At 37.2% G+C, this 24,458-nt stretch carries 21 protein-coding genes, 7 tRNA genes and 1 pseudogene; 13 read left to right on the top strand and 16 right to left on the bottom strand.

Annotated features, from left to right (window positions below; translation table 11 throughout):
* Positions 1–22 precede the first annotated feature (22 nt).
* The 5 genes and pseudogenes from ACKU4N_RS06655 to aqpZ all read right to left on the bottom strand — a co-directional run bounded on the left by ACKU4N_RS06655 (position 23) and on the right by aqpZ (position 4,239).
* Positions 23–1,015, bottom strand: a complete 993-nt coding sequence (locus ACKU4N_RS06655; RefSeq protein ID WP_321321793.1) for an NADP-dependent oxidoreductase — start codon at positions 1,013–1,015, stop codon at positions 23–25.
* A 72-nt stretch (positions 1,016–1,087) separates the two neighbouring features.
* Positions 1,088–1,750, bottom strand: coding sequence for an NAD(P)H-binding protein (locus tag ACKU4N_RS06650; protein WP_321321791.1), 663 nt, complete (start codon positions 1,748–1,750; stop codon positions 1,088–1,090).
* 7 nt (positions 1,751–1,757) lie between these two features.
* Positions 1,758–2,336 carry a TetR/AcrR family transcriptional regulator gene (locus ACKU4N_RS06645; RefSeq protein ID WP_321321790.1) on the bottom strand — a complete coding sequence of 193 codons (579 nt, stop codon included), beginning with the start codon at positions 2,334–2,336 and terminating at the stop codon, positions 1,758–1,760.
* 222 nt (positions 2,337–2,558) lie between these two features.
* Positions 2,559–3,233: pseudogene (locus tag ACKU4N_RS06640) on the bottom strand (DUF1287 domain-containing protein).
* A gap of 319 nt (positions 3,234–3,552) precedes the next feature.
* Positions 3,553–4,239 carry an aquaporin Z gene (gene aqpZ, locus ACKU4N_RS06635; protein ID WP_321321788.1) on the bottom strand — a complete coding sequence of 229 codons (687 nt, stop codon included), beginning with the start codon at positions 4,237–4,239 and terminating at the stop codon, positions 3,553–3,555.
* 343 nt (positions 4,240–4,582) lie between these two features.
* On the opposite strand from aqpZ, the gene ACKU4N_RS06630 reads away from it, so the two are divergent.
* Positions 4,583–5,332: a hypothetical protein gene (locus ACKU4N_RS06630; protein ID WP_321321787.1), complete on the top strand. Its 750-nt coding sequence runs from the start codon at positions 4,583–4,585 to the stop codon at positions 5,330–5,332.
* 475 nt (positions 5,333–5,807) lie between these two features.
* On the opposite strand, the gene ACKU4N_RS06625 is transcribed toward ACKU4N_RS06630, so the two are convergent.
* The 6 genes from ACKU4N_RS06625 to ACKU4N_RS06600 form a co-directional block, all read right to left on the bottom strand.
* Positions 5,808–6,587, bottom strand: a complete 780-nt coding sequence (locus ACKU4N_RS06625) for an EFR1 family ferrodoxin (RefSeq protein WP_321321785.1) — start codon at positions 6,585–6,587, stop codon at positions 5,808–5,810.
* Between the two features lie 142 nt (positions 6,588–6,729).
* The gene (locus tag ACKU4N_RS06620) at positions 6,730–9,204 is read right to left on the bottom strand and encodes a TonB-dependent receptor (RefSeq protein WP_321321784.1); all 2,475 of its coding nucleotides are present in this window, start codon (positions 9,202–9,204) and stop codon (positions 6,730–6,732) included.
* A 431-nt stretch (positions 9,205–9,635) separates the two neighbouring features.
* Positions 9,636–9,710, bottom strand: a tRNA-Arg gene (locus ACKU4N_RS06615).
* 43 nt (positions 9,711–9,753) lie between these two features.
* A tRNA-Arg gene (locus tag ACKU4N_RS06610) sits at positions 9,754–9,828 on the bottom strand.
* 101 nt (positions 9,829–9,929) lie between these two features.
* The gene (locus tag ACKU4N_RS06605; RefSeq protein ID WP_321321783.1) at positions 9,930–11,711 is read right to left on the bottom strand and encodes an aconitase/3-isopropylmalate dehydratase large subunit family protein; all 1,782 of its coding nucleotides are present in this window, start codon (positions 11,709–11,711) and stop codon (positions 9,930–9,932) included.
* Positions 11,712–11,842: 131 nt separating this feature from the next.
* Complete coding sequence (locus tag ACKU4N_RS06600; protein ID WP_321321782.1) at positions 11,843–13,651, bottom strand: aconitase/3-isopropylmalate dehydratase large subunit family protein; 1,809 nt, start codon at positions 13,649–13,651, stop codon at positions 11,843–11,845.
* Between the two features lie 308 nt (positions 13,652–13,959).
* Here ACKU4N_RS06600 and ACKU4N_RS06595 point away from each other — a divergent pair, with 308 nt between their 5' ends.
* A complete protein-coding gene (locus ACKU4N_RS06595; protein WP_321321780.1) occupies positions 13,960–15,132 on the top strand; it encodes an MFS transporter in 1,173 nt (390 codons plus the stop codon).
* 29 nt (positions 15,133–15,161) lie between these two features.
* On the opposite strand, the gene ACKU4N_RS06590 is transcribed toward ACKU4N_RS06595, so the two are convergent.
* A complete protein-coding gene (locus tag ACKU4N_RS06590; RefSeq protein WP_321321778.1) occupies positions 15,162–15,929 on the bottom strand; it encodes an MBL fold metallo-hydrolase in 768 nt (255 codons plus the stop codon).
* A 42-nt stretch (positions 15,930–15,971) separates the two neighbouring features.
* Positions 15,972–16,898: a bile acid:sodium symporter family protein gene (locus tag ACKU4N_RS06585; RefSeq protein WP_321321776.1), complete on the bottom strand. Its 927-nt coding sequence runs from the start codon at positions 16,896–16,898 to the stop codon at positions 15,972–15,974.
* Positions 16,899–17,055: 157 nt separating this feature from the next.
* Between ACKU4N_RS06585 and ACKU4N_RS06580 the strand changes: the two genes are divergently transcribed.
* Positions 17,056–17,763: an SAM-dependent methyltransferase gene (locus tag ACKU4N_RS06580; protein WP_321321774.1), complete on the top strand. Its 708-nt coding sequence runs from the start codon at positions 17,056–17,058 to the stop codon at positions 17,761–17,763.
* Between the two features lie 137 nt (positions 17,764–17,900).
* Here the strand turns inward: ACKU4N_RS06580 and ACKU4N_RS06575 are convergent, their stop codons facing one another.
* Positions 17,901–18,929, bottom strand: coding sequence for a DHH family phosphoesterase (locus ACKU4N_RS06575; RefSeq protein WP_321321773.1), 1,029 nt, complete (start codon positions 18,927–18,929; stop codon positions 17,901–17,903).
* A gap of 214 nt (positions 18,930–19,143) precedes the next feature.
* On the opposite strand from ACKU4N_RS06575, the gene ACKU4N_RS06570 reads away from it, so the two are divergent.
* Positions 19,144–19,578 carry a nucleoside-diphosphate kinase gene (locus tag ACKU4N_RS06570; RefSeq protein WP_321321771.1) on the top strand — a complete coding sequence of 145 codons (435 nt, stop codon included), beginning with the start codon at positions 19,144–19,146 and terminating at the stop codon, positions 19,576–19,578.
* Positions 19,579–19,620: 42 nt separating this feature from the next.
* On the opposite strand, the gene ACKU4N_RS06565 is transcribed toward ACKU4N_RS06570, so the two are convergent.
* Both ACKU4N_RS06565 and recF read right to left on the bottom strand, forming a co-directional pair.
* Complete coding sequence (locus tag ACKU4N_RS06565; protein WP_101259901.1) at positions 19,621–19,911, bottom strand: DciA family protein; 291 nt, start codon at positions 19,909–19,911, stop codon at positions 19,621–19,623.
* Positions 19,912–19,916: 5 nt separating this feature from the next.
* Positions 19,917–21,017, bottom strand: a complete 1,101-nt coding sequence (recF, locus tag ACKU4N_RS06560; RefSeq protein ID WP_321321766.1) for a DNA replication/repair protein RecF — start codon at positions 21,015–21,017, stop codon at positions 19,917–19,919.
* Positions 21,018–21,193: 176 nt separating this feature from the next.
* On the opposite strand from recF, the gene ACKU4N_RS06555 reads away from it, so the two are divergent.
* From ACKU4N_RS06555 to ACKU4N_RS06515, 9 genes are all read left to right on the top strand, one after another.
* A complete protein-coding gene (locus tag ACKU4N_RS06555) occupies positions 21,194–21,886 on the top strand; it encodes a tetratricopeptide repeat protein (RefSeq protein ID WP_321321764.1) in 693 nt (230 codons plus the stop codon).
* Between the two features lie 475 nt (positions 21,887–22,361).
* Positions 22,362–22,443, top strand: a tRNA-Tyr gene (locus ACKU4N_RS06550).
* A gap of 40 nt (positions 22,444–22,483) precedes the next feature.
* A tRNA-Gly gene (locus ACKU4N_RS06545) sits at positions 22,484–22,556 on the top strand.
* A gap of 22 nt (positions 22,557–22,578) precedes the next feature.
* Positions 22,579–22,660: transfer RNA gene (locus tag ACKU4N_RS06540), tRNA-Tyr, on the top strand.
* Between the two features lie 40 nt (positions 22,661–22,700).
* Positions 22,701–22,773: transfer RNA gene (locus ACKU4N_RS06535), tRNA-Gly, on the top strand.
* Between the two features lie 11 nt (positions 22,774–22,784).
* Positions 22,785–22,872, top strand: a tRNA-Ser gene (locus tag ACKU4N_RS06530).
* A 251-nt stretch (positions 22,873–23,123) separates the two neighbouring features.
* Positions 23,124–23,330, top strand: coding sequence for an Arm DNA-binding domain-containing protein (locus ACKU4N_RS06525; protein WP_407937236.1), 207 nt, complete (start codon positions 23,124–23,126; stop codon positions 23,328–23,330).
* On the top strand, positions 23,314–23,601 hold the full coding sequence (locus ACKU4N_RS06520) for a transposase (protein WP_321321762.1): 288 nt from the start codon (positions 23,314–23,316) through the stop codon (positions 23,599–23,601). Before ACKU4N_RS06525 ends, ACKU4N_RS06520 begins: the two co-directional genes overlap by 17 nt.
* Before the next feature lie 11 nt (positions 23,602–23,612).
* The gene (locus ACKU4N_RS06515) at positions 23,613–24,317 is read left to right on the top strand and encodes an IS3 family transposase (RefSeq protein ID WP_321321760.1); all 705 of its coding nucleotides are present in this window, start codon (positions 23,613–23,615) and stop codon (positions 24,315–24,317) included.
* Positions 24,318–24,458 lie beyond the last annotated feature (141 nt).

The raw sequence follows: 24,458 nt of genomic DNA, 5'->3' as shown, positions 1-24,458 counted from the left end.
AACCTGTTTATTTTTCTTAAAATTATATTTTCACAATCATTTTTCCCTTATTCTTTCCTTCGAAAAGATCAAGAAAAGCCTGCGGCGTATTTTCAAATCCTTCAACAATTGTTTCGGTTGATTTTAATTTTCCTTCCTGCAGCCATTTTGCCAATTGAGGAATTGCTTCTCCCCATTTCTCCAGATAATTGGATACTATAAATCCTTGCATCAGTACCGAATTCTTAATCAGTATGGGCTGAACTCTAGGTCCCATTGGTACGCTGGTCGCATTATACATCGAAATTGCTCCGCAAACAATGATTCGTGCAAAACGATTCAAATTCATCATCACGCCATCTGAAATTTCTCCGCCTACATTATCGAAATAAACATCTACTCCGTTAGGACAAGCTTCTGCGATTGCCTGAGTCATACTTCCGGCAGTATTGTAATTAATTGCAGCATCGAAACCAGATTCCGAAATCAGCTGCTCAACTTTCCCGTTGCTGCCTGCGATACCAACAACCCTGCAGCCCATTATCTTTGCAATTTGTCCCACAATGCTTCCCACAGCTCCTGCTGCTCCCGAAACCACTACTGTTTCTCCTGCTTTTGGTTTTCCAATATCCAGCAATCCAAAATAAGCCGTTAAACCTGTCATTCCCAACACGCCCAAGTAAGAAGACAATGGAGCTTTCTTTGCATCCACCTTTAACAAGCCTTCGCCTTTAGATATCTGAACCTCTTTCCATTCCAGCATGCCTGATACAAAATCACCTTTGCTAAAACCTGCCAATTTTGACTCAACAACCTCTGCAATTATCCCAGAGCTAATTGCTTTGTTCAACTCAAACGGTTCGATATACGATTTGCCTTCCATCATTCGTCCTCTTAAGTAAGGATCAACAGAAATATATGTTGTCTTTAAAATCATTTCTCCATCTTTAATTTGCGGCTGTTCTTCAGTCACAAATTTAAAATCGGATAATTTTGGTACGCCTACCGGTCTGCTTTTTAATTGTATTGTTTGCATCTTATTTTGTTTTTTATATTAATGAATGTTCATTCTCTTTCTGGGATAAAAAAAAAGCCTTACCTATGAACTCTACAGATAAGCACCAATCTCTTGTATTTTGTTTGATTCAATTATCTTATAATCTGGTTTTGCCTGAGCCAAAGCGTGTAATGCATTTGCAATTGTCTCTGCCTCAATCGCCCGGTATTTTTTCCATTTCCCCAATAAAAACGGACTTAGCACTTTCATGATAATCGATCCAATTTTTTCACCCAATCGATCTTCATCTCTTTTCCCATTAATCAGAGAAGGTCTTAAAATATAGGTATTTGCAATCTCCAGACTTAAAACTGCCTGCTCCATTTCTCCTTTTGTTTTGTTGTAGAAGATATTGCTCTCTGCATTTGCTCCCAAAGCTGAAATTACAAGGAAACTTTTAATTCCATTTGTCTTAGCCAAAGCTGCCGCTGCCACAGGAATACCAAAATCAATCTTCCTGTAAATGGCTTTATCCTTCGTTTTCTTAGCAGTAGTTCCAATGCAGCAAAATACTTCATCGCCTGTGAAATCCTTCTTAAATTCTTCTAAACTAAGCAAGTCTCCAATAAACTCTTTTAACTTGGGATGAACCAAATCTAAACCTCGGCGGGTAAAAATCTTCACTCTCGTATAGGCTTCATCTTCCAAAAGCCGGTTCAACAGAAGCTTCCCTGTTAATCCGCTTGCTCCCAATACAATTGCTGTCTTTCCCATAACTGTATTATATTCGAATGCTATCCCAGGCCGACTGAAATGCCTGTTTCAAACTTTCTTGATTTATCTGGTAAAGGCCGCGTTTTTGCATATTCATTAAAAAGGCCAATGGGTTTATGGCATAAGCATAAAGAATGTATGGCGAAACATCTTTAATAATGCCTTCCTTCTGCCCCTTTTCCCATAAATCCAGTAATGGCTGTAAATGTTTTAAACCTTCCTGCCTGCTGTCCTCATCAATCATCATTGTGTTATCGCACTGCGATAAAAACCATGCTTCCTCAACCTGTTTCAACTTATAGTCAGCAATATTGTACCAGATAAATTCAAAGGCTTTTTTCACGGGCATATTTTCAGAATAATCTTTGAATGCCTGCTTAGTATATGATACTTTCAGTTCCAGATAAAGCTGATTGATCAGATCCTGTTTGTTTTCGAAATAAATGTAAATAGTTGCCGGTGACACATTGGCCATCTTGGCTATTTTAGACATTGGAGCATCATGAAAGCCGTTATTGTTCACCAAATTCAAGGTAGCTTTTAACAAAGCATTCCGTTTCTCCTTACTTTTTTCTCTGATTGCCATATTGGAAATTCTGATTTAATAGTCTTTTTTGATTTTGATAGAACAAATATAAAATAAATAATTCACAAAATGAATGAACGTTCACTTTTATTAACATTTAAAATACAAAACACCAGTATCAGAGGATTTCAGAAGTATTCTATGCAGGAAAATGAATATGCAAAATAAAAAAGAAGCTTGTAATTTCCACTTCTAAGACTAAACAAGGAAAACAACAGGCAATTAGTTTGTATCGGAGTAGGTACAATGCCCAATAATGGGAAATTCAAATAAACAATCCTCAATTATCTGACCAGAGCCAATGTTGTGCACTATTAAGAAGCGTTTGCCATCTCTGGATTTTTTATTAATTACGATACCAATGTGTGTAATTGCACCGCCTAAATTCCAGCAAACAATATCGCGGGGAGAATAATCAATGGAATTTTGACTTAATGGTTTCTCCTGTCCGTTACGCTCAAAAAATTTCATCAGGTTGGGTACTCTTCGGTGATCAATATTGGTATCGGTATGTTTCAAACCCCAAATAGCCGGATACAAACTAAAATTGGCTTTCATCTGTTTATAATTTTTATTTTATGGTCAGATGGAACTTACCATATAATCATCTCCCTGTGTGTCAAAATCGCTCTGATATGGACGTTTCATATCCTCATGAACCTCCTTCTGCAAATCGATTCCCAATTTTCGGTAAGCACGAATCACAACATCAGTGCAAACGCCTCTATCCGAAGGAATATCTCCATTTGGATAAGGAATTGAAAAATAGCTGGGATCGTAAATAACTCTTTGCTGGGTTAGTTGCAAGGCGGCATCGGTTAATTGCTCAGGAAATGTTTGTGCAAAACCAACTCCTCCAACAACAAAGAGTAAAACTGTGAATAGAAGTTTTTTCATCTGTTTATAATTTTAAGGTTTTGTCAGATGGTCCCGAAAGCTTTCGGGATTACCATGCTGGAATAATCATCCCCCTGTGTGTCAAAACATCCTCGTCATGGACGTTTCATGTGTCTGAATTTGTTTTTTATTACCACATAGTCTGTCCCGAACTTGTTTCGGGAGAACTCGCCAACCTAGTCATCCTCGTCTGTGAGAAAAGTCTTCTCATGGCTCGTTTCATCAAATCATTCATGAAAATATAGAGAACACAAATAAACAGCATGCTCCCGGAAGATAAAAACAACCGGAACATGCTGTTTAATATTATTTTATAAAATTACTCCTTTTCGGGAGACATGTACTTGTATACCAAGCCCGCCAAAATTGCACCTGCAATCGGCGCCAGCCAGAACAACCACAATTGATCCAAAGCCCAATCGCCAACAAAAAGTGCCTGACTTGTACTTCGCGCCGGATTCACTGATGTATTTGTTACCGGTATGCTGATTAAATGAATCAGAGTCAACCCCAGACCAATTGCCAATCCTGCAAAACCAGCTGGTGCTTTTGAGTGTGTTGCTCCTAAAATAATCAGTAAAAACATAAAGGTCATAACCACTTCGCTCACCAAAGCTGCCAACATGCCGTATCCGCCGGGCGAGTGCTCGCCATATCCGTTCGCAGCAAAACCTCCCATATCAAAACCAGCTTTTCCACTTGCAATCATATACAAAATTCCAGCTCCGGCAATTCCTCCCAATACCTGAGCCACAATATAAGGCCCCAGATCTTTCAGTTCGAAACGTCCGCCAGCCCAAAGACCAATAGATACTGCCGGATTTAGGTGACAACCAGAAATATGCCCAATTGCATAGACCATGGTAAGCACAGTTAATCCAAAAGCAATTGCCACACCAACAAATCCAATTCCCAATTCGGGATATGCGGCCGCCAAAACAGCACTTCCACATCCACCCAGAACCAACCATAGGGTTCCTATAAATTCTGCGACTAATTTTTTCATGCGTTCGTATTTTTAAGGTTTAAAGTAAAATAAACAAGGTTTGATTGTAAACAGATACTCTTCATCTTACAGAACAATAAATATAATAAATTCTTTTTTTATGGCTGTGTGTTTATCAGTGGATTCTAATAATTGACTAAGCAAGTTCCTAAATTACAAATCTGTGGTTCTGCACCTAATATTTCCTCCAAAATGAAATTAAAAATTCTAAACTCAGCCAGATCCCAAACAACAGAGTTATTGCAAACAACATAATTGCCAGACAAACATTGGAGGAATCTAAAAATTATTGGTAAATTCAAGCTGTTTTTTTTAGATGCAAAACCTCATATTCTATTATACCATGTCAGATCAATCAGATTTAGAAATTCTACTGGATGAAATCAATGCCATAGCAAATGAAAACATAAAGCATTGCGACATGCCATTCGAAATTTACATCTATGAAGCCGAACGGCTGCACACACGTGCAACAGAAGATCTGCCGAAACTTTCTGCCGTAAATATGCCCGTCGGTTTAATTGATAAACTGCATACCCGCACCAAGGCTCTGAGCCGTGCACAGCTAAACTGGGTGGAACTGACAGGTGAAAAGAAACAGGCAATGACCAACTTTAAAGCCGAAACTCCCGCCCTGCTAAAGCTGCGCAAATACCTGATTGACAACATGCAGTTTGCTTTTAGAAATGATAAAGATCTGCTGAAAAAAATCAGAGATATTAAAAAAGGCAATTCGCTGGCCAGTATCATTTTCGATTTGGCTCTATTGGCCCGACTGGGAAAAAGCAATGTTGAAGCACTGCAAGCCATCAACTTCGATTTAAGCCTGTGCGACAAGGCCACCGAAGAATATGAACGAATAAGTAATTTACTGGCCATAAAAGACAGCAAGATGTACATTCCGGACGAGATGCTGCTAATCCGGAACAAAGCCTTCACTCTGCTTAAACAAGTGGTTGATGAAATCCGACGCTATGGTAAATTTGTTTTTCGGGATAAGCCCGGGATCTTAAAGGCTTACCAAAGTGAACACCACTGCAAACGCAATGCTGAATACTATAACAACAAGAAAAACAACAGCTCTCAGAGCTAAATGAATACTTACAATACAAAAAAAGTCTGATCTTACTCCATTTTCATACATCCAGCCTAATAATTATTTGCTAACGCTTACTAATTAGATTTCTCAGCTGAAATATTATACATTCATTTTATTAAATCACATCATCAGATGAATAAATGATTACTTCAGATTATGAAATGAATGGATCAGCTGTCATCTGATTGCATTGGATTTTCATCTGAAATGTTAAGGATTTCAGCAAATAGTTTGATTTATTCATCTGACAAGGCCATTTATTACGCAAACTATATTGTTTCATCTTCTGATATAGCAATAACATCAGCAATCGTTCTGCAATCCGTAACTTAAAAGGGAAAACAACCCGGGACAACTACAGATTTGTAATCCAAATAAAATTTTAGAGGTAAAAATTCTAATCCGGAGGGACAAACGAATAAAAAAAGGACAGCAAATCTGCTATCCTTTCTATTCTTTTCAGAGTTTTTTAGATAAAAAACACGGGTTCTTTGCGTTCCGAACAGTTTTCGAAGAGATTATTTGTGATCTGATTGATAAGCGGTGTATCAAAAATCCGGGCATCCTCCGGGCAGGCTTTAACACATGCACAACACCAAATACAAGCCTCTGCATTTGTAATTACTGCTTTGTTTACCTCAATAACATCAACCGGACAAACATCGGCACAAACACTGCACAACGTACATTTTACGTCAATGGTTCTTGGTGACATTACCGGTGCATTTGGCAATTCTTTGTACGGATAATTACCAGAAACAGCTAATTCTGCACCTTCGTTCTTCTCCAATTTCGCCAAAATCTCTCCCGCAAATTGTTTTGCTTTTAGAAGATCGGTCTCATCAGGACGATTTTTTGCTATGGGTTTACTTTTGATTGAGTAAGAATGCTCTCCGATAAAAGTGGCTGCGGCTACAGGTGTAAAACCTAATGCTGTACTTACATCTTTTAACTCAAGCAGAGCCTCATCGAAATCTCTGTTTCCATAAACCGCGACTAAAACCACGGGTGTATTTTCAGCTTTAAATTTTTTCAATCGTGAAATTACTTCAACGGGCAAACGTCCTTTGTAAACAGGTACACCAATAATGGTTAATTCGTTACCAAAATTCTTATCCTTAAAATTGGTTTGTGTAATATCAAACTCATTGATTTGTTTTGCTTCCAATCCCTGTCCAATGGCTTTAACTACTTTTCTACTTGTTCCTGTTGGAGAAAAGTAGATTAAATTAACTGATGGTAAATTCATAGAATATTCTTTGTTCGTGCTACTGCCCGAAGGTAGGAAGACTTACTAAGAATTTAGATTTTATAAAAAAAAAAGGATAGCTTTAAATACTATCCTTTTCATAATTTAGGCAAAGTTTTTATTTTCCATGTGGGGATAAGGCTTACATAAATCCACCGCCACCTTGTGTTTCGCGACTATCTCTTTGCTTTCTTCTTTTGGCCTTGTTCTTCCCACTGCCAAATTGGTACGAGAAGCCCAGGTATGCAGTCCGGCTTTCCCAATGGAACTCTCCTTCCTGGTTGTAAGGTACTTTTGAATCAAACTTAAACTTCATTCCTTCAAAAATATCGTTTACTCTAAAGGTTAGTGTTCCTTTTCCTTTCAGCACCGTATAACTTGCTCCTGTATTGATCATCCACATTGGATCCACTTTAAATTGTAAATCTTCGCCACCTCCGCGGTACATTGCGAACAACTGAAATTTCAATTTTTTAGTAGCCGTAAAGCTATTGGACACCCGGGCATTGAAGGAACTGTTGGTAATCTCAAGGTTCTCTCCATTTGAAACACCGGTTTCTTTCTGAATATACAAATCGGAACTTGCATTCATCGACCACCATTTAAAGAATTGATAATTTGCCGATAATTCTATTCCATAACGATCGTTACTATCGGTGTTGTAATACGACATCTCCACCTTTTCAACATCCAAAGGATCCTTATTTAGAACTCTGGAAATATTATCAGTAACACGTCTATAGAATGTACCCAAAGTAACAGAACCTTTCTCAAGACCTTTTGTGTAATTAAATTCGAACGAATTTGTAAACTGAGGATTTAAATTAGGGTTACCAAAAGAACTAATCAGAGGCGTACTCCATTCTCTAATTGGGTTAACCTGCTGTATGGATGGTCTGTCGACCCTGCGGCTATAACTCAACTGAAATTGATTTTTTTCGCTGGGTGCAAAGGTGAAAAAAACGGATGGGTAAACTGTAAATTTACTATCTGTATACTTAGCACTTTCATCTCCTTTACTAAACTTTCCATCTACTTCGTACTGCTCTATTCTAGCACCCAGCTGCATTGAGAATTTATTCAACTTTTGATTTAAATTAACATATCCCGAATAAATGTTCCTATCGTATGTAAATGCAGAATTGGGCTTTAGAACGGTTTCAAACCAAGCTCCATCAGGAATTTTATTTCCCAAATTATCATATACAAATTCGTGCTGATTACTGGCTTTTGAATTTTCTGTATCGTTAATTCTAAGCTCCAAGCCCATTTCTAATTTTGTATTTTCTGATAATGGATTTGTATAATCTAAATTAAAAAGACTATTGGTATAATCATTTTTAACATCATCCCGATAATTTGATGTCAAATCAGATAAGTTTAGAAGTTGCTCGCTGACTGCATCCTCCGGTGAATCACTTTTACTAAAGTTGCTTTCGAACTCCAGGCTATGGCCTTTCTTTTCGAAATCAATTTTATAGTTTAAATTATAGGTTCCCGTTGTATTGCTTGTATTTGATTCAAGCCGGCTATCATTATCCAGATTATCCGCTCTAAAAATTTTTGTTGTCCCATTCATCAATCCATCGTGAAAATTCTGAGTGGTGTAAAAAGAAAGGGTGTTTTTATCATTTAAATAAATATCGGCTCCCACTTTTAACAACTGAGAGTTGTTATCGCTGTTAAATTCAAATTTTTGAAGAATATCATCGGCTAAAATAATTTCACCATCTGCATTTTCTGGATGTCTAAAAACTTCACCATAATTATTTCTTTTTCCTCCATTTGCACCAAAGTTTAAAAAGAAATTAACAGCTCCTGTTTTGTAATTTAAATCCAGAGAACCATTAGCACGTGTGTTCTCTCCACGTGTTACGCCCAAATTCACATTCCCATTAAACCCAATATTTGCATTCTTATTCAATACAATATTTATAATACCACTCATTCCTTCAGGATTATATTTTGCTGATGGATTGGTAATTAATTCAATGCTTTTAATTGAGGTAGAAGGTATCTGCTGCAACAATTGAGCTGCACTAATATTCGTCGGCTTACCATCCACCAATATTCTCACATTCTCGTTTCCTCTTAAGCTCACTGTTCCCGTTTGACTATCAACACTAACCGATTGCACATTGTTCAAAACCTCTGAAGCTGTGGCTCCGGCAGCAGTTAAATCTTTACCAACGTTTATAACCTTTCTATCCACTTTCTGAGTTACGCTGGACAGCTCTGCTCTTACCGTTACTTCACCAAGAAGTTCAGTATCCTCTTCAAGTTCAACAGTTCCCAATTTATGTGCTGATATTTTGGATGAAAAATCAAATTTTCTAACATATGACTTGTAGCCCATGTATTGAATCTCAACTGTGTTTTTCCCTTCGGTAATTTTTTTAATAATAAACGTTCCTTTGTCATCTGTAATACCTCCGGTAATTATTTTATTATTGACATCTCTTATCACCACATTTACATACGGTAGAGGTTCCTTTGTCTTTACATCAACAACAATACCTGTTAACGATCCATTTTTAATTTCCACCCCCATATCTGCTTGTGCGTAACTGGAAATACTGCATATCATTAATATGATTATCAATATTCTTTCTCTCATAATTAGTTTATTTACTTGGTTTGTTCTGTGGTTAATTAGACTACAATAAAAATTGAATGGTTACAAATAGATTTTTACAATTGTTCTGAACTACTACATTGGACTAAAGTTAAAGCCCCGGCAAAATGGCATAAAACTCTATTTTAACACATATCGGATTTGCTTCATCACATATGATGCCGAAAAACGTATCAGTCACACAATCAACACAAAGAACCCAATTTAGTTTCAAAAGGAAACGTACGATAACGAACACACATTGTACGATTGCGACTTCAATTATGCATATATTTCGCAAAGAACTTATAGAATAGTAAACTTATCGGATATTTGAAATTTGTTTCCTGTTTGCTGATTTAGGATATCAGATTTGAAAAATCAAATTTAGTGCACAAAAAAAAAGGATAACTGAAATGTTATCCTTTTTTTTGTGATCCAGCCAGGGCTCGAACCTGGGACCTATAGCTTAGAAGGCTATTGCTCTAATCCAACTGAGCTACTGGACCGTCCTTGTTTTCTTTTTTTTCTTTTTTGCCTTTAAAAAATGAGTGATCCAGCCAGGGCTCGAACCTGGGACCTATAGCTTAGAAGGCTATTGCTCTAATCCAACTGAGCTACTGGACCATTCCTTTAAAAGGCGATGCAAATATAGGTATTTATTACATTCCTAAACAAGTATTTTTGCGTTTTTTTTCAGTAAAAATCACCTGCACGTCAGTAAGAGCTTATATCACAGTTCTTATCCAGTTTACGAGGCCTTTGCATTTTATTATCTGTTGTAATTTATCGGGTAAAACCGGTATTTCGAATCGTTTTTCGCCAACATGAACGACTCCCTCCTGAAAATCAAGCACAAGCACGTCATTTCTATGGTATGATTCAACAATTTCGCGGTTCACAATGAGTAATAAACCCTGATTAATTGCCGACCTGTAAAAGATCCGGTTTACCGATTTTACGATCACCGCACGTACTCCTGCATGAGCCAATCCAACTGAAGGATGTTCTCTTGAACTGCCGCAACCAAAATTTTCTCCGGCAATCAAAATATCACCTTCCTCTACTCCATCAGCAAAAGAATCATCAAATCCTTTGAACAAATGTGGCCGAATTCCATCCGGATCGGAACTCAAAACCTCGTAGGTTAAGTTTCCTGCAAACATTTGGTCGGTATTCAAATGATCAACATCGGAGTAATCCCAAACTCCATTTGATTTTCGATTGTCCGATTCTTGAATTAGGATTGTTCGACTCTGCTGTTTTTGAAATGGAAATTCGATTTGCCGGGAAATATTTATTCTTGGATCTGTTATTTCACCAGTGAGAGCTGAACAGGCTACTGCAGCGGGAGAAGCAAGATATATTTGAGCATTTTTATTGCCCATTCTACCTAAAAAATTTCTGTTCGCGGTTGAAATCACGGTAAATCCATCGGCAGGAATTCCTTGTCCGGTTCCCAAACAAGGTCCGCAGGAAGAACCCAAAATAGCAGCTCCGGCTTTCATCAATTTGGTGATAATTCCCTCTTTAATCGCATCCAAATATATTTCTTTGGAAGCGGGAGCCACCAACAACTGAAAACCAGGAACAACTTGCTTGCCATCCAATATTCTGGCTGCAATCCGCAAATCCTCCAATCGTCCGTTCGTACAGGTTCCTATTAATCCTTGATTTAACTTTACTCCTTTAACTTCCGATATGGTTTTTACATTATCCACATGATGCGGAGCTGCTACCAATGGAACTAAATCGCTTAAATTAATTTCGTATTCTTTAAAATATTGGGCATCTTCATCGGCCCAAATGCCTTTTACCTTTTGTTCATAAAAATCTTCCAACACTTTATCGGGAGGAAAAACAGCATTCTTAGCGCCCATTTCGGAAGCCAAATTTGCCAATGTCATGCGATCAGAAATAGAAAGACTTTTCACTCCCTCACCATGATATTCAATAGACATATAGTTGGCTCCCGCCGAACCTATCATTCCGATAATCCACAAAGAAAGATCTTTGGCAAAAACACCTTCCGGCAACTTCCCATTTAGAATAATTTTAATGGATTCGGGCACCCGAAACCATGTTTCTCCCCGTTTCCATAATCCGGCAGCTTCCGTGCGATCGATACCGGCAGCTAAAGCATTGAATGCGCCGGCAGTGCATGTATGACTGTCGCTGCCTACGATTATCATTCCAGGTTTGGCATGGTACGACATGATTTGATGACATATGCCTGAGCCTGCATCATAAAACTTCTTGATTCCTTGTTTCTGAACCAATTCACGAACCCTCTGATAATCGGTAGCCAACTTGGCATTGGTTGGCGGTGCATTGTGATCGAGAACGACCAGAAGCTGATCAGGATTTTTCACTTGACCGCCCCCCATTTTTTCAAATGTAATTTTGATACTGGCCGTATTGTCATGAGTCAGAACAATATCGGGAATTTTGAAAACAATGCTTCCACATTTTGCCCGAAATACCTTTTCAACGAAAGTTAGGTTTTGCATAGTGCTAACGTATTTTTTAACCAATAACTAATCTTAAACTCAAATTACTGCACAAAGTAGCACAAAGAGTCTCCTAATTTTCACTTTGTGTGACTTCGTGTTATCTTTCGTTTACCTTTGCGGTTAACCATTTAAAAGAGTCCTCCGTTTTGGTAAATTTCCAGTTGAACTTCAGAGAAACGTTCTCCCTGCACCGAGATATTTTTAGTTGTATTGGTGATTTTGCCCGTCTCTAAATCCAAAAGAATTGTATCACCATCAGCTAGGTTTAGTTTTGAAATATCAACGCAAGTCATAATTGGAAAAGCTGCATTAATGGCATTCCTCTCGTAGATTGCTCCGTAAGATTCTGCAAGAATGCCTTGTATTCCCAATGCTTTGAAACAATCAACTGCCTGTTGCCGGGAACTGCCACTTCCAAAGTTTTTGTGTGCAATCACAATATCGCCCGACTTGGCTTTTTGTGCAAAATCTTCGTATCCTTCCAGATTATCAAAAGTATACTGTCCCATTTCATCCATATCAGTAATAGAAAGATATCGATTGTGATAAATCATATCTGTATCGATATTATCCATGGGAATGTACCAAGCACGCCCTTCAATTCTCTTAGGTCTAATCAACACCTCAGAACTTGAATGAAGCATTGTACCCACTTCTTTTTCTTTTCGGGGACCAAATGTTACGGGATGCTCTGGTATTTCATCGTGCGGAATAATGCAACCGGCAATTGCAGAAGCAACTACTGTAGCTGGTGATGCCAAATACACCTTTCCTTTTCCCTGCTTGCCTGGAAAATTTCTGTTCCCGGTGCTAATGGTTACCTCTCCTTCACCATTCTGTCCTACCTGACCGGCAGCACAACCTGCGCAACCAGCATTGGAAACCATGGCTCCGGCTTCTTTAAAAATATTAATCAAGCCTTCTTTTAAACATTCATTCCAAATTTCATCGGTCGCGGGAACGATCTTAAAAACGACACCAGGAGCTACTTTTTTCCCTTTTAGGATATCCGCCACAACCCGAAAATCTTCCATTCGTCCATTGGTACAGCTTCCAATAAAGGCCGAGTCTATTTTCACTCCTCTGACTTTGCTAACCGGAACAGTGTTGTGAGGTTCTCCCGGCAAAGAAGCCCGGGGAACAAACTCTTCCAAATCTATTTCAAACACCTGATCGTATTCGGCATCAAGGTCAGCTTTCACTACATCAAACTCCCTTCCATTTCGAAATTGACTGTATTCCATAATGGCATCATTGGGAGTAAACAAAATGATGATACATCCCATTTCTGTAGCCATGGATGAAATTGTGATTCTTTCATCAAGAGTGAAGTGATCTACTTCCCCGCCATAAATCTCCACAGCATATCCAAGAAGAGAATTCGCTCCAAACTGATTCAATAATCCCAAAACAATATCCTTGGCATAAATTCCCTCCGGCCGCTTTCCATTTAAATTTATTTTAACTGATTTAGGGACTTTGAACCAAACTTTTCCCTTATGAATGGCAACAGCAATGTCCTTATCGCCCATACCTTGCCCGAATGCGCCGACAGCCCCCAAAATATTGGCATGAGAATCTGTAGTTACAGCAGTAATTCCCGAATAAGCGAGACCTTGTTCAATTAAGGTATGCGTTCCAATACCTGTATTGATATCAAATACTTTCACGCCATTATCCCGCGCAAACAACCGACATATTTGCTGATTTACTGCATATTTCTGATCTGACCCTGTAGGATTACAATCAAAAGTAAAATAAGTTTTTTTTGGATCGGCAATCTTCAAGTTATGCTCCTGAATATTTTTAACCACATTCGCTCCCCCAAAATCCCGGGCGGCACGAATGTCAATCTCAACATCAATAATATCGCCAGGCTTTACAACACTCTCTTTGGAGTGATTTGCCAAGATCTTCTCGATTAATGTCATTCCCATAGTTTCAGGTATTTTAGATTTGATATCATCTCTTCTTATTATACTACAGCTCACACAACCAACTACTCACCTTCTAATTTACACAAAATATTTTCGTCATCATCACCATTTAATTCAGTTTTACAAACAGCCTGATTGAATACAAAGAATACGACTCCTTTTGGCTTTCCAAAAACATATAATGCTAAATATGAACACAAAAGCCATTCCGTTTTCCTCAAAAAACAATATCATGAAGATCAAATAATTAAGAACAAAGGCTTTTCTATTTCGAATGTGCAAGTATCTTTGCATCTCAAATTAAAGTAATGACAAGATCTATTTCCGGAAATATCCCAAAACTGTATTTGATTAAAATTGCCAAGTGGTTCATGCTCACCATGCCCATTATTGTTCTCTTTTATCAGGAGAATGGTTTGAGTATGCAGAATGTACTAACCCTTAAGGGAATTTATTCAGTAGCAGTAGTTGCTCTGGAAATTCCATCGGGATATATTGCTGATGTTTGGGGCCGAAAAAAGTCTTTGATTTTAGGTTCGATTCTAGGCTGTTTGGGCTTTGTAGTCTACTCGTTTAGCTCAGGCTTTAACGGCTTTTTAATTGCTGAATTGATATTGGGAATTGGCAGCAGCTTTATATCAGGTTCCGATTCTGCCATGCTATACGATAGCCTGCTTAAAATGAATAGAGAGAAAGAATATCTAAAACAGGAAAGCAGAGTAATGTCGGTTGGGAATTTTGCCGAAGCTCTGGCTGGTATTGCCGGTGGCAGTTTGGCTCTAATTAGTCTCAGGACTCCCTTCATTTTTCAGTCCTTCATTGCATTCATTGCAATTCCAGCCTCCATCTTACTAGTAGATCCAAATCAGAATTCAATAAAATTAAAAGTTGGATTCAATCATATTCTGGGCATTGTAAAATTCTCTCTTTGGGACAATGCCAAATTACGCTGGAATATTGTTTTTTCATCTGTTATTGGATGTGCAACACTCACACTTGCCTGGTTTATTCAACCCTATCTTCGGGATTTAAACATGGAAGTAAGCACCATTGGAGTAATCTGGACTCTTTTGAACCTAACCGTAGGAATTACAGCCCTTTCAGCACATAAAGCTGAGGAATATCTTGGAAAAACAGGGACTTCTATTTTTATCGTTATTGGAATCTCGGGAGGCTTTATGCTGACAGGATGGTTCAATTCATTGATTGGGGTTGGTGTCCTTTTCTTTTTCTATTTTGTACGGGGAATTGCCACTCCTATTTTAAAAAATTACATCAACCAAATTACCGAATCGGACATGAGAGCAACGGTGCTCTCTGTCAGGAATTTTATTATTCGAATTTGTTTTGCTATTATTGGTCCGTTTTTAGGCTGGTACACTGACCATTTCAGTATTTCATCAGCCTTGATACTCGCTGGAGCAATCTTCTTTGTTCTTGGAGGAATAAGTGTGATTTTTATGACAAAAGCGGAAAAATAAAATTCTTTCAATTAAATCATCAAAAGCAATTACCCTACCTCTATCTCTAATTCATCGTAAGCCAAAAATACATTTTCAGGCAATTCAGCTTCCACCTCATCATGAAAACCCATCTGATGACTGATATGAGTAAAATAAGCCTTTTCGGGTTGTAATTCTTTCACAATTTCCAATGCCTCCGAAAGAGTATAATGTGAAATATGAGCTTCTTTTCGGAGAGCATTTAACACCAAAACTTTCAAACCTTTCAGCTTTTCCTTTTCTTCTGGGGATATGTAATTCGCATCTGTAATGTAAGCCAAATCACCAATTCGAAAACCATAAACAGGCAATTTCAAATGCTTCACCCGAATGGGCTGTATGCTTGTACCGTTAATATGAAAAGCCTCATCAGTGACATCAATTAAGTTCATCTGGGGAATTCCCGGATATTTAAATTCAGCAAAAACGTAAGAAAATTCTTTCTTTAAAGATTCCTGCACTCTCTTTTCAGCATAAATGGAAACGGCTTTTTTATTCACCCAATTAAATGCACGAATATCGTCTAAACCAGCGGTATGATCTTTGTGTTCATGTGTGAAGATGATTGCAGAAATATTCTCAACTTTTGCACGCAGCATCTGATATCTAAAATCGGGTCCGCTATCAATTACCAAATTCTGATCATCAACATTTATCAACACAGAAGAACGTAATCGTTTATCCTTGTAATTTTTGGATAAACAAACAGGACATTTACAAGCAATAATTGGAACTCCCTGAGAAGTCCCTGTTCCTAAAAAAGTTAATTTCACCATATTGTATTTCTAATTCGAATTCCCTTACTTGATTAATCAAGATTACTTACCTGAATCCCTTAGCTCTTTTCTAATAGACAGATAAAGCAAATAAGCCAGAACAAAAACAGCCATTACGGCAGAAGGAATTGCTGCTTCTTCTCCAAATAATGTTAAAGCTGTAACAACTGCAAAACCTGAACTTTTAATCGTAACCAAAAGATTCTGAGTCATCGCTGCCGGAGCTTTAATGCCAAGTTTACGGCTAAATAGTTCATAAATCCATCCCAAACCAAAAATCCCAAGAAAAAGAACCAGAGACACCAGTAAGAGTATATCAAAATTAGAAAAAAATACTTGCCTATTTAACCCAACTGCTGTAAAAATTATCAAAGCAAATCCCCAATCAACAATTTTTCCTCTCACCTTTTCGATTGCAGGCTTAATTGGTTGCCAAAGCAGTAATCTCGATATTAGCAGGGGAACTAAAACAAGCTGCACCATACTTATAAATAAATCGAGCGGATCAATGCCTCCATCAATATCTGAAAACAAACCAACAATCAGCGGTGCAAAAAACAAGGACGAAATAAAGGCTCCCAAAGTTCCTACTATGGCATATTTTAAATCGCCATCTAAAATGTGCGAGAAAGGAATTACGGCAACACCAGGAGGAGTTGAAGCAATAACTACAAACCCCAGAAAAAGTTCGGGCGTTGGCATCAACCAATACGACAAGGCAATGATTACAGTCCCAAACACCACATAATTCAAAAATGATCCCATCAGCATAGGTGCAATCATTTGTTTTAAAGGAAACATCGCCCTGGTAGAAATTCCGGTGGTTGAAAAGGTCATTACAATTGCTAAGATGTAAAAAGTATACTCTTTTAACAGACTCGCCCAATCGCCAATTAGTAAACCCAAAACAACAGCAAGAACCAAAATGAAGTTTCGATTAAGTATTATTTTACGTGCAATTTGTGTCATATTGTAATGAATATCATCGATGAACTGCAAAGATGTAACAAATCAAGATAACTTCAAAACTATTCAGAATGATTACAGATAACAAAACTGCATTTGACAACCTTACAGTTAAAGAGTAACAGACTTATTTAGTACATTTGCCGAAAATATATCATTTATGAAAGGCAAACTTTTTTTAATCCCAACGACTTTGGGAGATACAGAAATCGATCAGGTAATACCAAATAACATTCAACAACTGATTCCAGATATTAAACACTTTATTGTGGAAAATATCCGAACAACACGTCGTTATCTAAAAAAAGTGAATCAGGATATCAACATAGATGAGCTTACTTTTTATGAACTAAACAAACACACGTCACCAAAAGACATTTCCACTTATTTAGACGCTATTACAGATCATGACATGGGGATTATTTCGGAAGCCGGATGCCCGGGTGTTGCTGATCCTGGAGCCGATGTTGTAAAAATTGCCCACACCAAAAACATACAGGTTGTGCCATTGGTTGGACCTTCCTCCATATTACTTTCTTTAATGGCATCCGGCTTTAACGGGCAAAACTTTGCTTTTAACGGATATTTACCTATCCAGAGTGACGAGAGAAGCAAGAAAATAAAACATTTGGATCACCGTTCCCTAAGCGAAGGTCAAACACAACTATTTATCGAGACTCCTTTCCGAAACATGAAAATGCTTGAAGATTTGCTTCAGAATTGCAGTCCTGCTACGAAACTTTGTATTGCCGCCGACATCTCTCTCGAATCGGAATACATCAAAACCATGTCGGTACAAGCATGGAAAAACAATCTGCCGAATCTACACAAAAGACCTGCTATTTTTCTGATCCACAGAGAAAAATAAAACAAAAAAACAGCGTAGATGATGAATCTGCGCTGTAAATTATTACATTCTAAATATAGTTTTTCAATTCCTATTCCTTACAAGCTGAACCCATTTGATTTATTACTTCTTTAAATTATAAAATCAAGTTGGTTTCTTTACAAGCTCCCATAGAATTCAGGCAAAACCTGTTTGAATTGATCAATTGCTTCCTTTAATGACTTCTCAGTTCTACCACCAGCAGCATTGATGTGCCCGCCACCATTAAAATAATCCCTGGCCACCCTATTAATAGGAACATCACCTTTCGATCGGAAAGATATCTTAACGACATCATCCTTTTCAATAAAAATTGCCGAAACAAGCATGTTCTGAATGGACAAAGGATAATTCACAAACCCTTCCGTATCGCCATCCTTGTAGTTAAAACGGATTAAATCTTCCTTTGTTAAAGTTATAATTGCTGTATTAAACTCGGATAAAACTTCCAATCCCTGATCCAAACAATGTCCTAACAACTTCATTCTGTCCGGAGAAAAATTGTCGTAGATATTCGAATGAATTTTATTTTTATCAATTCCTTTTGCGAGCAAACTCCCCACAACCTGATAAGTTCTGGGCTGAGAGGAATTGTAACTTAATCCTCCAGTATCAGTAATAATTCCGGTATAAATACATTCTGAAATTGATTCATCAATCATGTCTTCATCGCCTAAAGCCTCAATGAATTCATACATCATTTCGCAGGTAGAACACATTTGAGTATCCGAAAACATCAAATCGACAATTTGCTCAGGTTCAGGATGATGATCGATCATAATTTTTTTTGCCGTCGCTTTCTCCAACACAGCTTCCAAATCTCCCGATCGTTTGAACGAATTATGATCTACAATAAAAATAAGATCAGATGAATTAATATATTCCTCAGCCTTTTTCTTTCCATTGGTATAAATCCAGACATCAGAATTTCCAGGCAGCCATTTTAAGAAAACCGGATAAGCACTTGGACTAATTATTTGAGCCTGCTTTCCTTTCTTTATCAGATACTGATGCAAGGCCAACGAAGATCCAATAGCATCACCATCGGGGCCCGAATGCGGTATAATTGAAATTTTTGCACACTCATCAAGCAATATTTCCACTTCCTTAATCAGCTCTGCATCAATTCTATTTTGCAAATTATTCATTCCTTTTTTTCTTGTAATAATTATTATAAGCTGGTAAAGATACAATAGATCGTTATTTTAACAATGGAAGTATGATAGATTTACTAATGATTTGATGGATATGATGAATACTAAAAAAAATTAAATCCTCAATCCCCTGTTTTGTTAATTTAACAGTTGCACAAGTGCTCAGAATCATTATTTTTGTATTCGAAACATTTAACTATACACATATATGAGAAGTGATAGAACCTTTACCATGATAAAACCAGATGCTGTTGCAAATGGATATATTGGCGCTATTCTGGCAAAAATTAACGATGCAGGATTCCGCATTGCAGCCATGAAATATACTAAACTAACCAAAGATCAGGCTAAGAAGTTTTATGAAGTTCATAAAGAGAGACCATTTTATGAAGATCTTACCGATTTTATGAGCTCGGGAACTATTGTTGCTGCAATTCTCGAAAAAGATAACGCTGTTGCAGATTTCAGAAAATTAATTGGAGCAACAAATCCAGCCGAAGCTGAAGAAGGAACAATTCGTAAAGAGTTTGCGGAATCGATGTCCCGCAATGCTGTTCATGGATCGGACAGTGATGAAAATGCTTGTATTGAAGGAGCTTTCCATTTCGCCGGAACTGAGATATTCTCATCAGCAAACTGTTAAAAATACTGGGCGCATTATGATCATACACAATGCGCCTTTTTTTCACCGGACAATGATCTCATCGATAATGTTCGCCTGTACTTCTCTGTTTAAAGCACGCATTAAGCCTTCACGAATCATCAACAGTTCATTCCGAATAACCGACGAGCGTACTTTTACAAATAACTTCCGGTTACGAATATAAATATCTGTAGTAGCGTTAGCTACGGTTTTGCCTATCACTTTCTCCCACGAATTAACCAACTCATATTCTTTCAATCGGCCATCCAGATTACTTTCCTTAAGTACCTGTCGAATTAATTCATCTATTTTTTGAGTTTGGCTTCTTCTCATTTTATTTAACTTACTATGGCTCCTTTATCAATAATAAATAATTGGTATTCCTGTTCCATTCCCGAGAGTATTTCGTTCAAATGATCACGATTGGTATCAGAGATAAAAATCTGACCAAAACGATCTTCAGAAACCAATTTCACAATCTGTTCAACTCGCTGCGAATCCAGTTTATCGAAAATATCATCCAGCAAAAGAATAGGGTTAAATCCGGCAATTTGCTTGATAAAATCGAATTGGGCAAGTTTTAGAGCAATCAGGTAAGTCTTTTGTTGTCCCTGAGAACCCATTTTTTTGATAGGATATCCACCCAAAGTCAATTCCAAATCGTCTTTATGAATTCCAACCGTTGTATACTGGGTTACCTGATCTTTCCAACGGGCATTTATGAGAAGATCACGTAATGAGTTGTCATGTAAAAGTGATTTATAATCCAAATTTACAGTTTCATTCCCTAAGGAAATCATCTGATAATACTCCTGAAAAACAGGCATCAATTTATTCAAGAAATCCTTTCTCTTTTCATAAATAGAAGTTCCCAGCACTATCATTTGTTCGTCCCAAATACTAAGCGTGTCTTCATCAAATCTGCTTCCTGCCGCAAAATCTTTCAGCAATTTATTTCTTTGCTGCAAAACACGATTGTAACGAATTAAATCTTCCAGATATTTACGATCATATTGCGAAATTACACTATCCATATACCTGCGGCGTTCCTCACTACCATCTGTAATCAAACTAACATCTGCCGGAGAAACCATTACAATAGGCAATAAACCAATATGTTCCGAAAGTTTTTTATACTCCTTTTTATTCCTTTTAAAATTTTTCTTCTGCCCGCGCTTTACACCACAATATACCACCTCATTTAAATCTTTGCGTCGGTAAGTTCCTTCCAACACCATAAACTGTTCATTGTGATTTATATTTTGCTGGTCGCCAACAGAAAAGTATGATTTACAAAAGCTTAAATAATAAACAGCATCCAGCAAATTAGTTTTCCCCATCCCATTATTCCCAATAAAACAGTTGATTTTTGGTGAAAAATTCAATTCCAAATCAAGTATATTCTTATAATTTAAGAGAGATAATTTTTCCAGATGCATGTATGAATAGATTAGATGACTGTTGCAAAATTACTAAATTAAATCAATTTGGATTTACTTATTTAGTTCTATAACAATCTAAATTCCCATCTTCATTTTTTACTGAAAAAATGTCTGATATTTAGTAAAAAAAATTACATTTGCGTTAGAAAAAATAAACCTAATAATATTTGAGCATGTCAAAAAATAAAAACAATCAGGTATCTGAAGATAATTTTGAAAATTTAGAAGAAGCACTAAGCAAAACCGAACAATATATTGAGAAGAATCAGAAAAAACTGTCCACTATTGCTTTAGTTATAATCATTTTAGCAGTAGGAGTTTTTGCTTATCAAAAATACTACAAAGCTCCACTTAATGAGCGTGCTCAAAATCAGTTATTTCAGGCTCAAAGATATTTCGAGAAAGATTCATTTAACCTTGCATTAAACGGAGATGAAAATTACCCTGGGTTTCTGGATATTATTGATGAGTTTAACTCAACTCCAGCAGGAAATATTTCAAAATATTATGCCGGTGTTTCTTATTTAAGAATGGGTGAATTCCAAAATGCAATTGATTATTTAGAAAAATTCAGTTCTGATGATTTTTTACTTAGCGCTCTTGCAAAAGCTGCTATTGGTGATGCTTATATGGAATTAGGAGATACTAAAAAAGCCGCTTCAAATTATATGGATGCAAGTTCTTTTAATACAAATGATTTCACAACACCTATCTATTTGCAAAAAGCCGGACTTGCTTACGAAATGTTAGGTGAGTACAAAAAAGCACTAACAGCTTACGAAACTATCGAACAAGATTTTGCAAAATCGGCAGAAGCCCGTGACGTTGAAAAATACATCACAAGAGCTAAATCAATGATAAAATAAAACAAACTCAAAATATAAAAAAGGAGACTATTGATTAGTCTCCTTTTTTTTTGTTTTTTTTTTCTAAAATGCAAGCTGAGAAATATTACGATTTGCGACAAGAGAAAGCACTGACGATGGTTTACAGGCATAAATCAACATCTTCTCCTATCACAATTATTTACTCTTTAAACAGCCTTAAAAGAGATCCGATTAAATACACCTCTTAATATCTCCATCAGAAAATTTACAAAAGCAAAATTAGCTTAAATTCAATTTTCAGATCGTAATAAAACTGATCCTATTTCATAAAAAACCGACGACTCAAATTTCTAAGAGAATTATATTGAAAAAATATTTCATAGGAAATCAAACACTTACATAAATATTTCATTTTTTTTGAAAAAAAAACGCAGGCACCCCTTGTATTTTGTAGTAAAGCTCCTATATTTGCATCCGCAATCAAGAAACAAAGTTCTTTACATACATTGCATTTGGGGAGATACCAAAGTGGCCAACTGGGGCGGACTGTAACTCCGCTGACTTCGTCTTCGTAGGTTCGAATCCTGCTCTCCCCACTTTAAATTTTTAACCAAGGAACAAACGTGTTTCTTGCATGCGGGAATAGCTCAGTTGATAGAGCATCAGCCTTCCAAGCTGAGGGTCGCGAGTTTGAGTCTCGTTTCCCGCTCACTTTTTTTGAAATTATTATTGGGGAGATACCAAAGTGGCCAACTGGGGCGGACTGTAACTCCGCTGACTTCGTCTTCGTAGGTTCGAATCCTGCTCTCCCCACTTTAATTTTTTAATCAAGGAACAAACGTGTTTCTTGCATGCGGGAATAGCTCAGTTGATAGAGCATCAGCCTTCCAAGCTGAGGGTCGCGAGTTTGAGTCTCGTTTCCCGCTCAAATATTATTGGAGAGATGGCAGAGTGGTCGAATGCGGTAGTCTTGAAAACTATTGTGCGGCAACGTACCGGGGGTTCGAATCCCTCTCTCTCCGCCATGCAGAAATGCAATAGAAGGAAAAGCCTTGTAAACTTAACGTTTACAAGGCTTTATTCATTTAGTACCAACGCAATCAAACACCTAAAACAGCAATAAAAAGGTGTAGCATTCGGTGTAGATTGGAAAGCTTAATTTTGCTGCACCTCGAACAGGTGCTAATGCACTGCAATACACTATTTTGCTCCCTTCAAAAATCACTCGTTTGCTAGTTTTGACAAATCGTTTTAAAACATTCAAAAACCAGTGAAAATGAGACAAACTACTTCTATTTTATTTTTTGCAAGAAAAACTACTCAACTGAAAAATGGAGAATCTCCAATCTTCGTAAGAATCACTGTCGATGGTCAAAGATTAGATATCTCTTTGAAGAAAAGTATCGATTTGGACCTGCTACATTTGTTGGTACAATGGTTACGCCCGAAATTCTTATATTTAAATTATGGCAAAACATTATGAAACAGATTTTAAGTTGATGATCGTGAATCTACTTAAATCGGGACAAAGCGCACGGCAAGTATCTGAAGATTACGGATTAAACGCCAGTATGATTCGCAGGTGGCTTAGAGAAAATTTAAGCGCCAAAGAATCTTTTACAGGGAAAGGCAATATTTCACTAAGTCCGGAACAAAAAGAGATAGCCCAGTTAAGGGCAGAACTAAAAGAAACTAAATTAGAACGTGATATATTAAAAAAGGCGGTAAGCATCTTCTCCAAGAGCGACAATTAATATATGATTTTATGGATAAGCATAAAAAAACATATTCTGTTGGGAAGATGTGTAAGTATTTAAAAGTAAGCCGGAATTCTTATTACCACTGGAAGTCTGTTAAACTTGCTAAAAAGAAATACTCAAGAAGAACTGTTTTGGTAAATGAGATTAAAAGGATTTTTAAAGACAGTAGACAAACTTATGGAAGTCCTCGTATTCAGGCTGAATTGGAGAAGCTTGGATATAAGATATCCAGAGCTTATGTTGCCAGACTAATGAAGGCAGAAAACATTCGATTCAAGCCTAAAAAACGATTTGTTAATACAACTTACTCTAAGCATGATTATAAGATCGAAAAAAACACTCTAGATCGACAATTTAAAGTTGAACAGCTAGGTAAAGTATGGGTGTCTGACATTGCTTATATAAGAGTTAATGACAAGTGGATTTACCTAACAACAATGATTGATTTGGCGGACAGACAAGTTGTTGGTTGGTCATTAAGTAAGGATATGACATATGAAAACACGGTTCTTAAGGCATGGAATATTGCACGTAAGCGACGACAAATAATACATGGATTTATACTTCATTCAGATAGAGGCGTTCAATATGCCTGCAATAAAATAAGGGATCTTTTTATGGGTAATAATAAGATAAACAGAAGCATGGATATTCCGGATCATGTTGACCCCCTGAAATCCGGATCGGAAAACAAGGTTTTTCCTGCGTAGGGAGAAGTCAAAAAGAGTGACAATCCGGCGGATACTGACCCCTTAGCTGAAAAGCGATCAACAAAAATCCGGATCATGTTGACCCCTCTTTTCAAAATAACACAGGTTTTGGTTCTTTAGTGGCAGAAAGTAGATGACCAC

The organism is Labilibaculum sp. (assembly GCF_963664555.1).
GTDB lineage: Bacteria > Bacteroidota > Bacteroidia > Bacteroidales > Marinifilaceae > Labilibaculum.
This window is presented reverse-complemented; position numbering and strand designations above follow the sequence as displayed.

What these genes read in the sequence shown, in the direction of transcription:
- ACKU4N_RS06655 (WP_321321793.1), bottom strand. Translation starts at nt 1,015, where the DNA reads ATGCAAACAATACAATTAAAAAGCAGACCGGTAGGCGTACCAAAATTA.
- ACKU4N_RS06650 (WP_321321791.1), bottom strand. Translation starts at nt 1,750, where the DNA reads ATGGGAAAGACAGCAATTGTATTGGGAGCAAGCGGATTAACAGGGAAG.
- ACKU4N_RS06645 (WP_321321790.1), bottom strand. Translation starts at nt 2,336, where the DNA reads ATGGCAATCAGAGAAAAAAGTAAGGAGAAACGGAATGCTTTGTTAAAA.
- aqpZ (WP_321321788.1), bottom strand. Translation starts at nt 4,239, where the DNA reads ATGAAAAAATTAGTCGCAGAATTTATAGGAACCCTATGGTTGGTTCTG.
- ACKU4N_RS06630 (WP_321321787.1), top strand. Translation starts at nt 4,583, where the DNA reads ATGTCAGATCAATCAGATTTAGAAATTCTACTGGATGAAATCAATGCC.
- ACKU4N_RS06625 (WP_321321785.1), bottom strand. Translation starts at nt 6,587, where the DNA reads ATGAATTTACCATCAGTTAATTTAATCTACTTTTCTCCAACAGGAACA.
- ACKU4N_RS06620 (WP_321321784.1), bottom strand. Translation starts at nt 9,204, where the DNA reads ATGAGAGAAAGAATATTGATAATCATATTAATGATATGCAGTATTTCC.
- ACKU4N_RS06605 (WP_321321783.1), bottom strand. Translation starts at nt 11,711, where the DNA reads ATGCAAAACCTAACTTTCGTTGAAAAGGTATTTCGGGCAAAATGTGGA.
- ACKU4N_RS06600 (WP_321321782.1), bottom strand. Translation starts at nt 13,651, where the DNA reads ATGGGAATGACATTAATCGAGAAGATCTTGGCAAATCACTCCAAAGAG.
- ACKU4N_RS06595 (WP_321321780.1), top strand. Translation starts at nt 13,960, where the DNA reads ATGACAAGATCTATTTCCGGAAATATCCCAAAACTGTATTTGATTAAA.
- ACKU4N_RS06590 (WP_321321778.1), bottom strand. Translation starts at nt 15,929, where the DNA reads ATGGTGAAATTAACTTTTTTAGGAACAGGGACTTCTCAGGGAGTTCCA.
- ACKU4N_RS06585 (WP_321321776.1), bottom strand. Translation starts at nt 16,898, where the DNA reads ATGACACAAATTGCACGTAAAATAATACTTAATCGAAACTTCATTTTG.
- ACKU4N_RS06580 (WP_321321774.1), top strand. Translation starts at nt 17,056, where the DNA reads ATGAAAGGCAAACTTTTTTTAATCCCAACGACTTTGGGAGATACAGAA.
- ACKU4N_RS06575 (WP_321321773.1), bottom strand. Translation starts at nt 18,929, where the DNA reads ATGAATAATTTGCAAAATAGAATTGATGCAGAGCTGATTAAGGAAGTG.
- ACKU4N_RS06570 (WP_321321771.1), top strand. Translation starts at nt 19,144, where the DNA reads ATGAGAAGTGATAGAACCTTTACCATGATAAAACCAGATGCTGTTGCA.
- ACKU4N_RS06565 (WP_101259901.1), bottom strand. Translation starts at nt 19,911, where the DNA reads ATGAGAAGAAGCCAAACTCAAAAAATAGATGAATTAATTCGACAGGTA.
- recF (WP_321321766.1), bottom strand. Translation starts at nt 21,017, where the DNA reads ATGCATCTGGAAAAATTATCTCTCTTAAATTATAAGAATATACTTGAT.
- ACKU4N_RS06555 (WP_321321764.1), top strand. Translation starts at nt 21,194, where the DNA reads ATGTCAAAAAATAAAAACAATCAGGTATCTGAAGATAATTTTGAAAAT.
- ACKU4N_RS06525 (WP_407937236.1), top strand. Translation starts at nt 23,124, where the DNA reads ATGAGACAAACTACTTCTATTTTATTTTTTGCAAGAAAAACTACTCAA.
- ACKU4N_RS06520 (WP_321321762.1), top strand. Translation starts at nt 23,314, where the DNA reads ATGGCAAAACATTATGAAACAGATTTTAAGTTGATGATCGTGAATCTA.
- ACKU4N_RS06515 (WP_321321760.1), top strand. Translation starts at nt 23,613, where the DNA reads ATGGATAAGCATAAAAAAACATATTCTGTTGGGAAGATGTGTAAGTAT.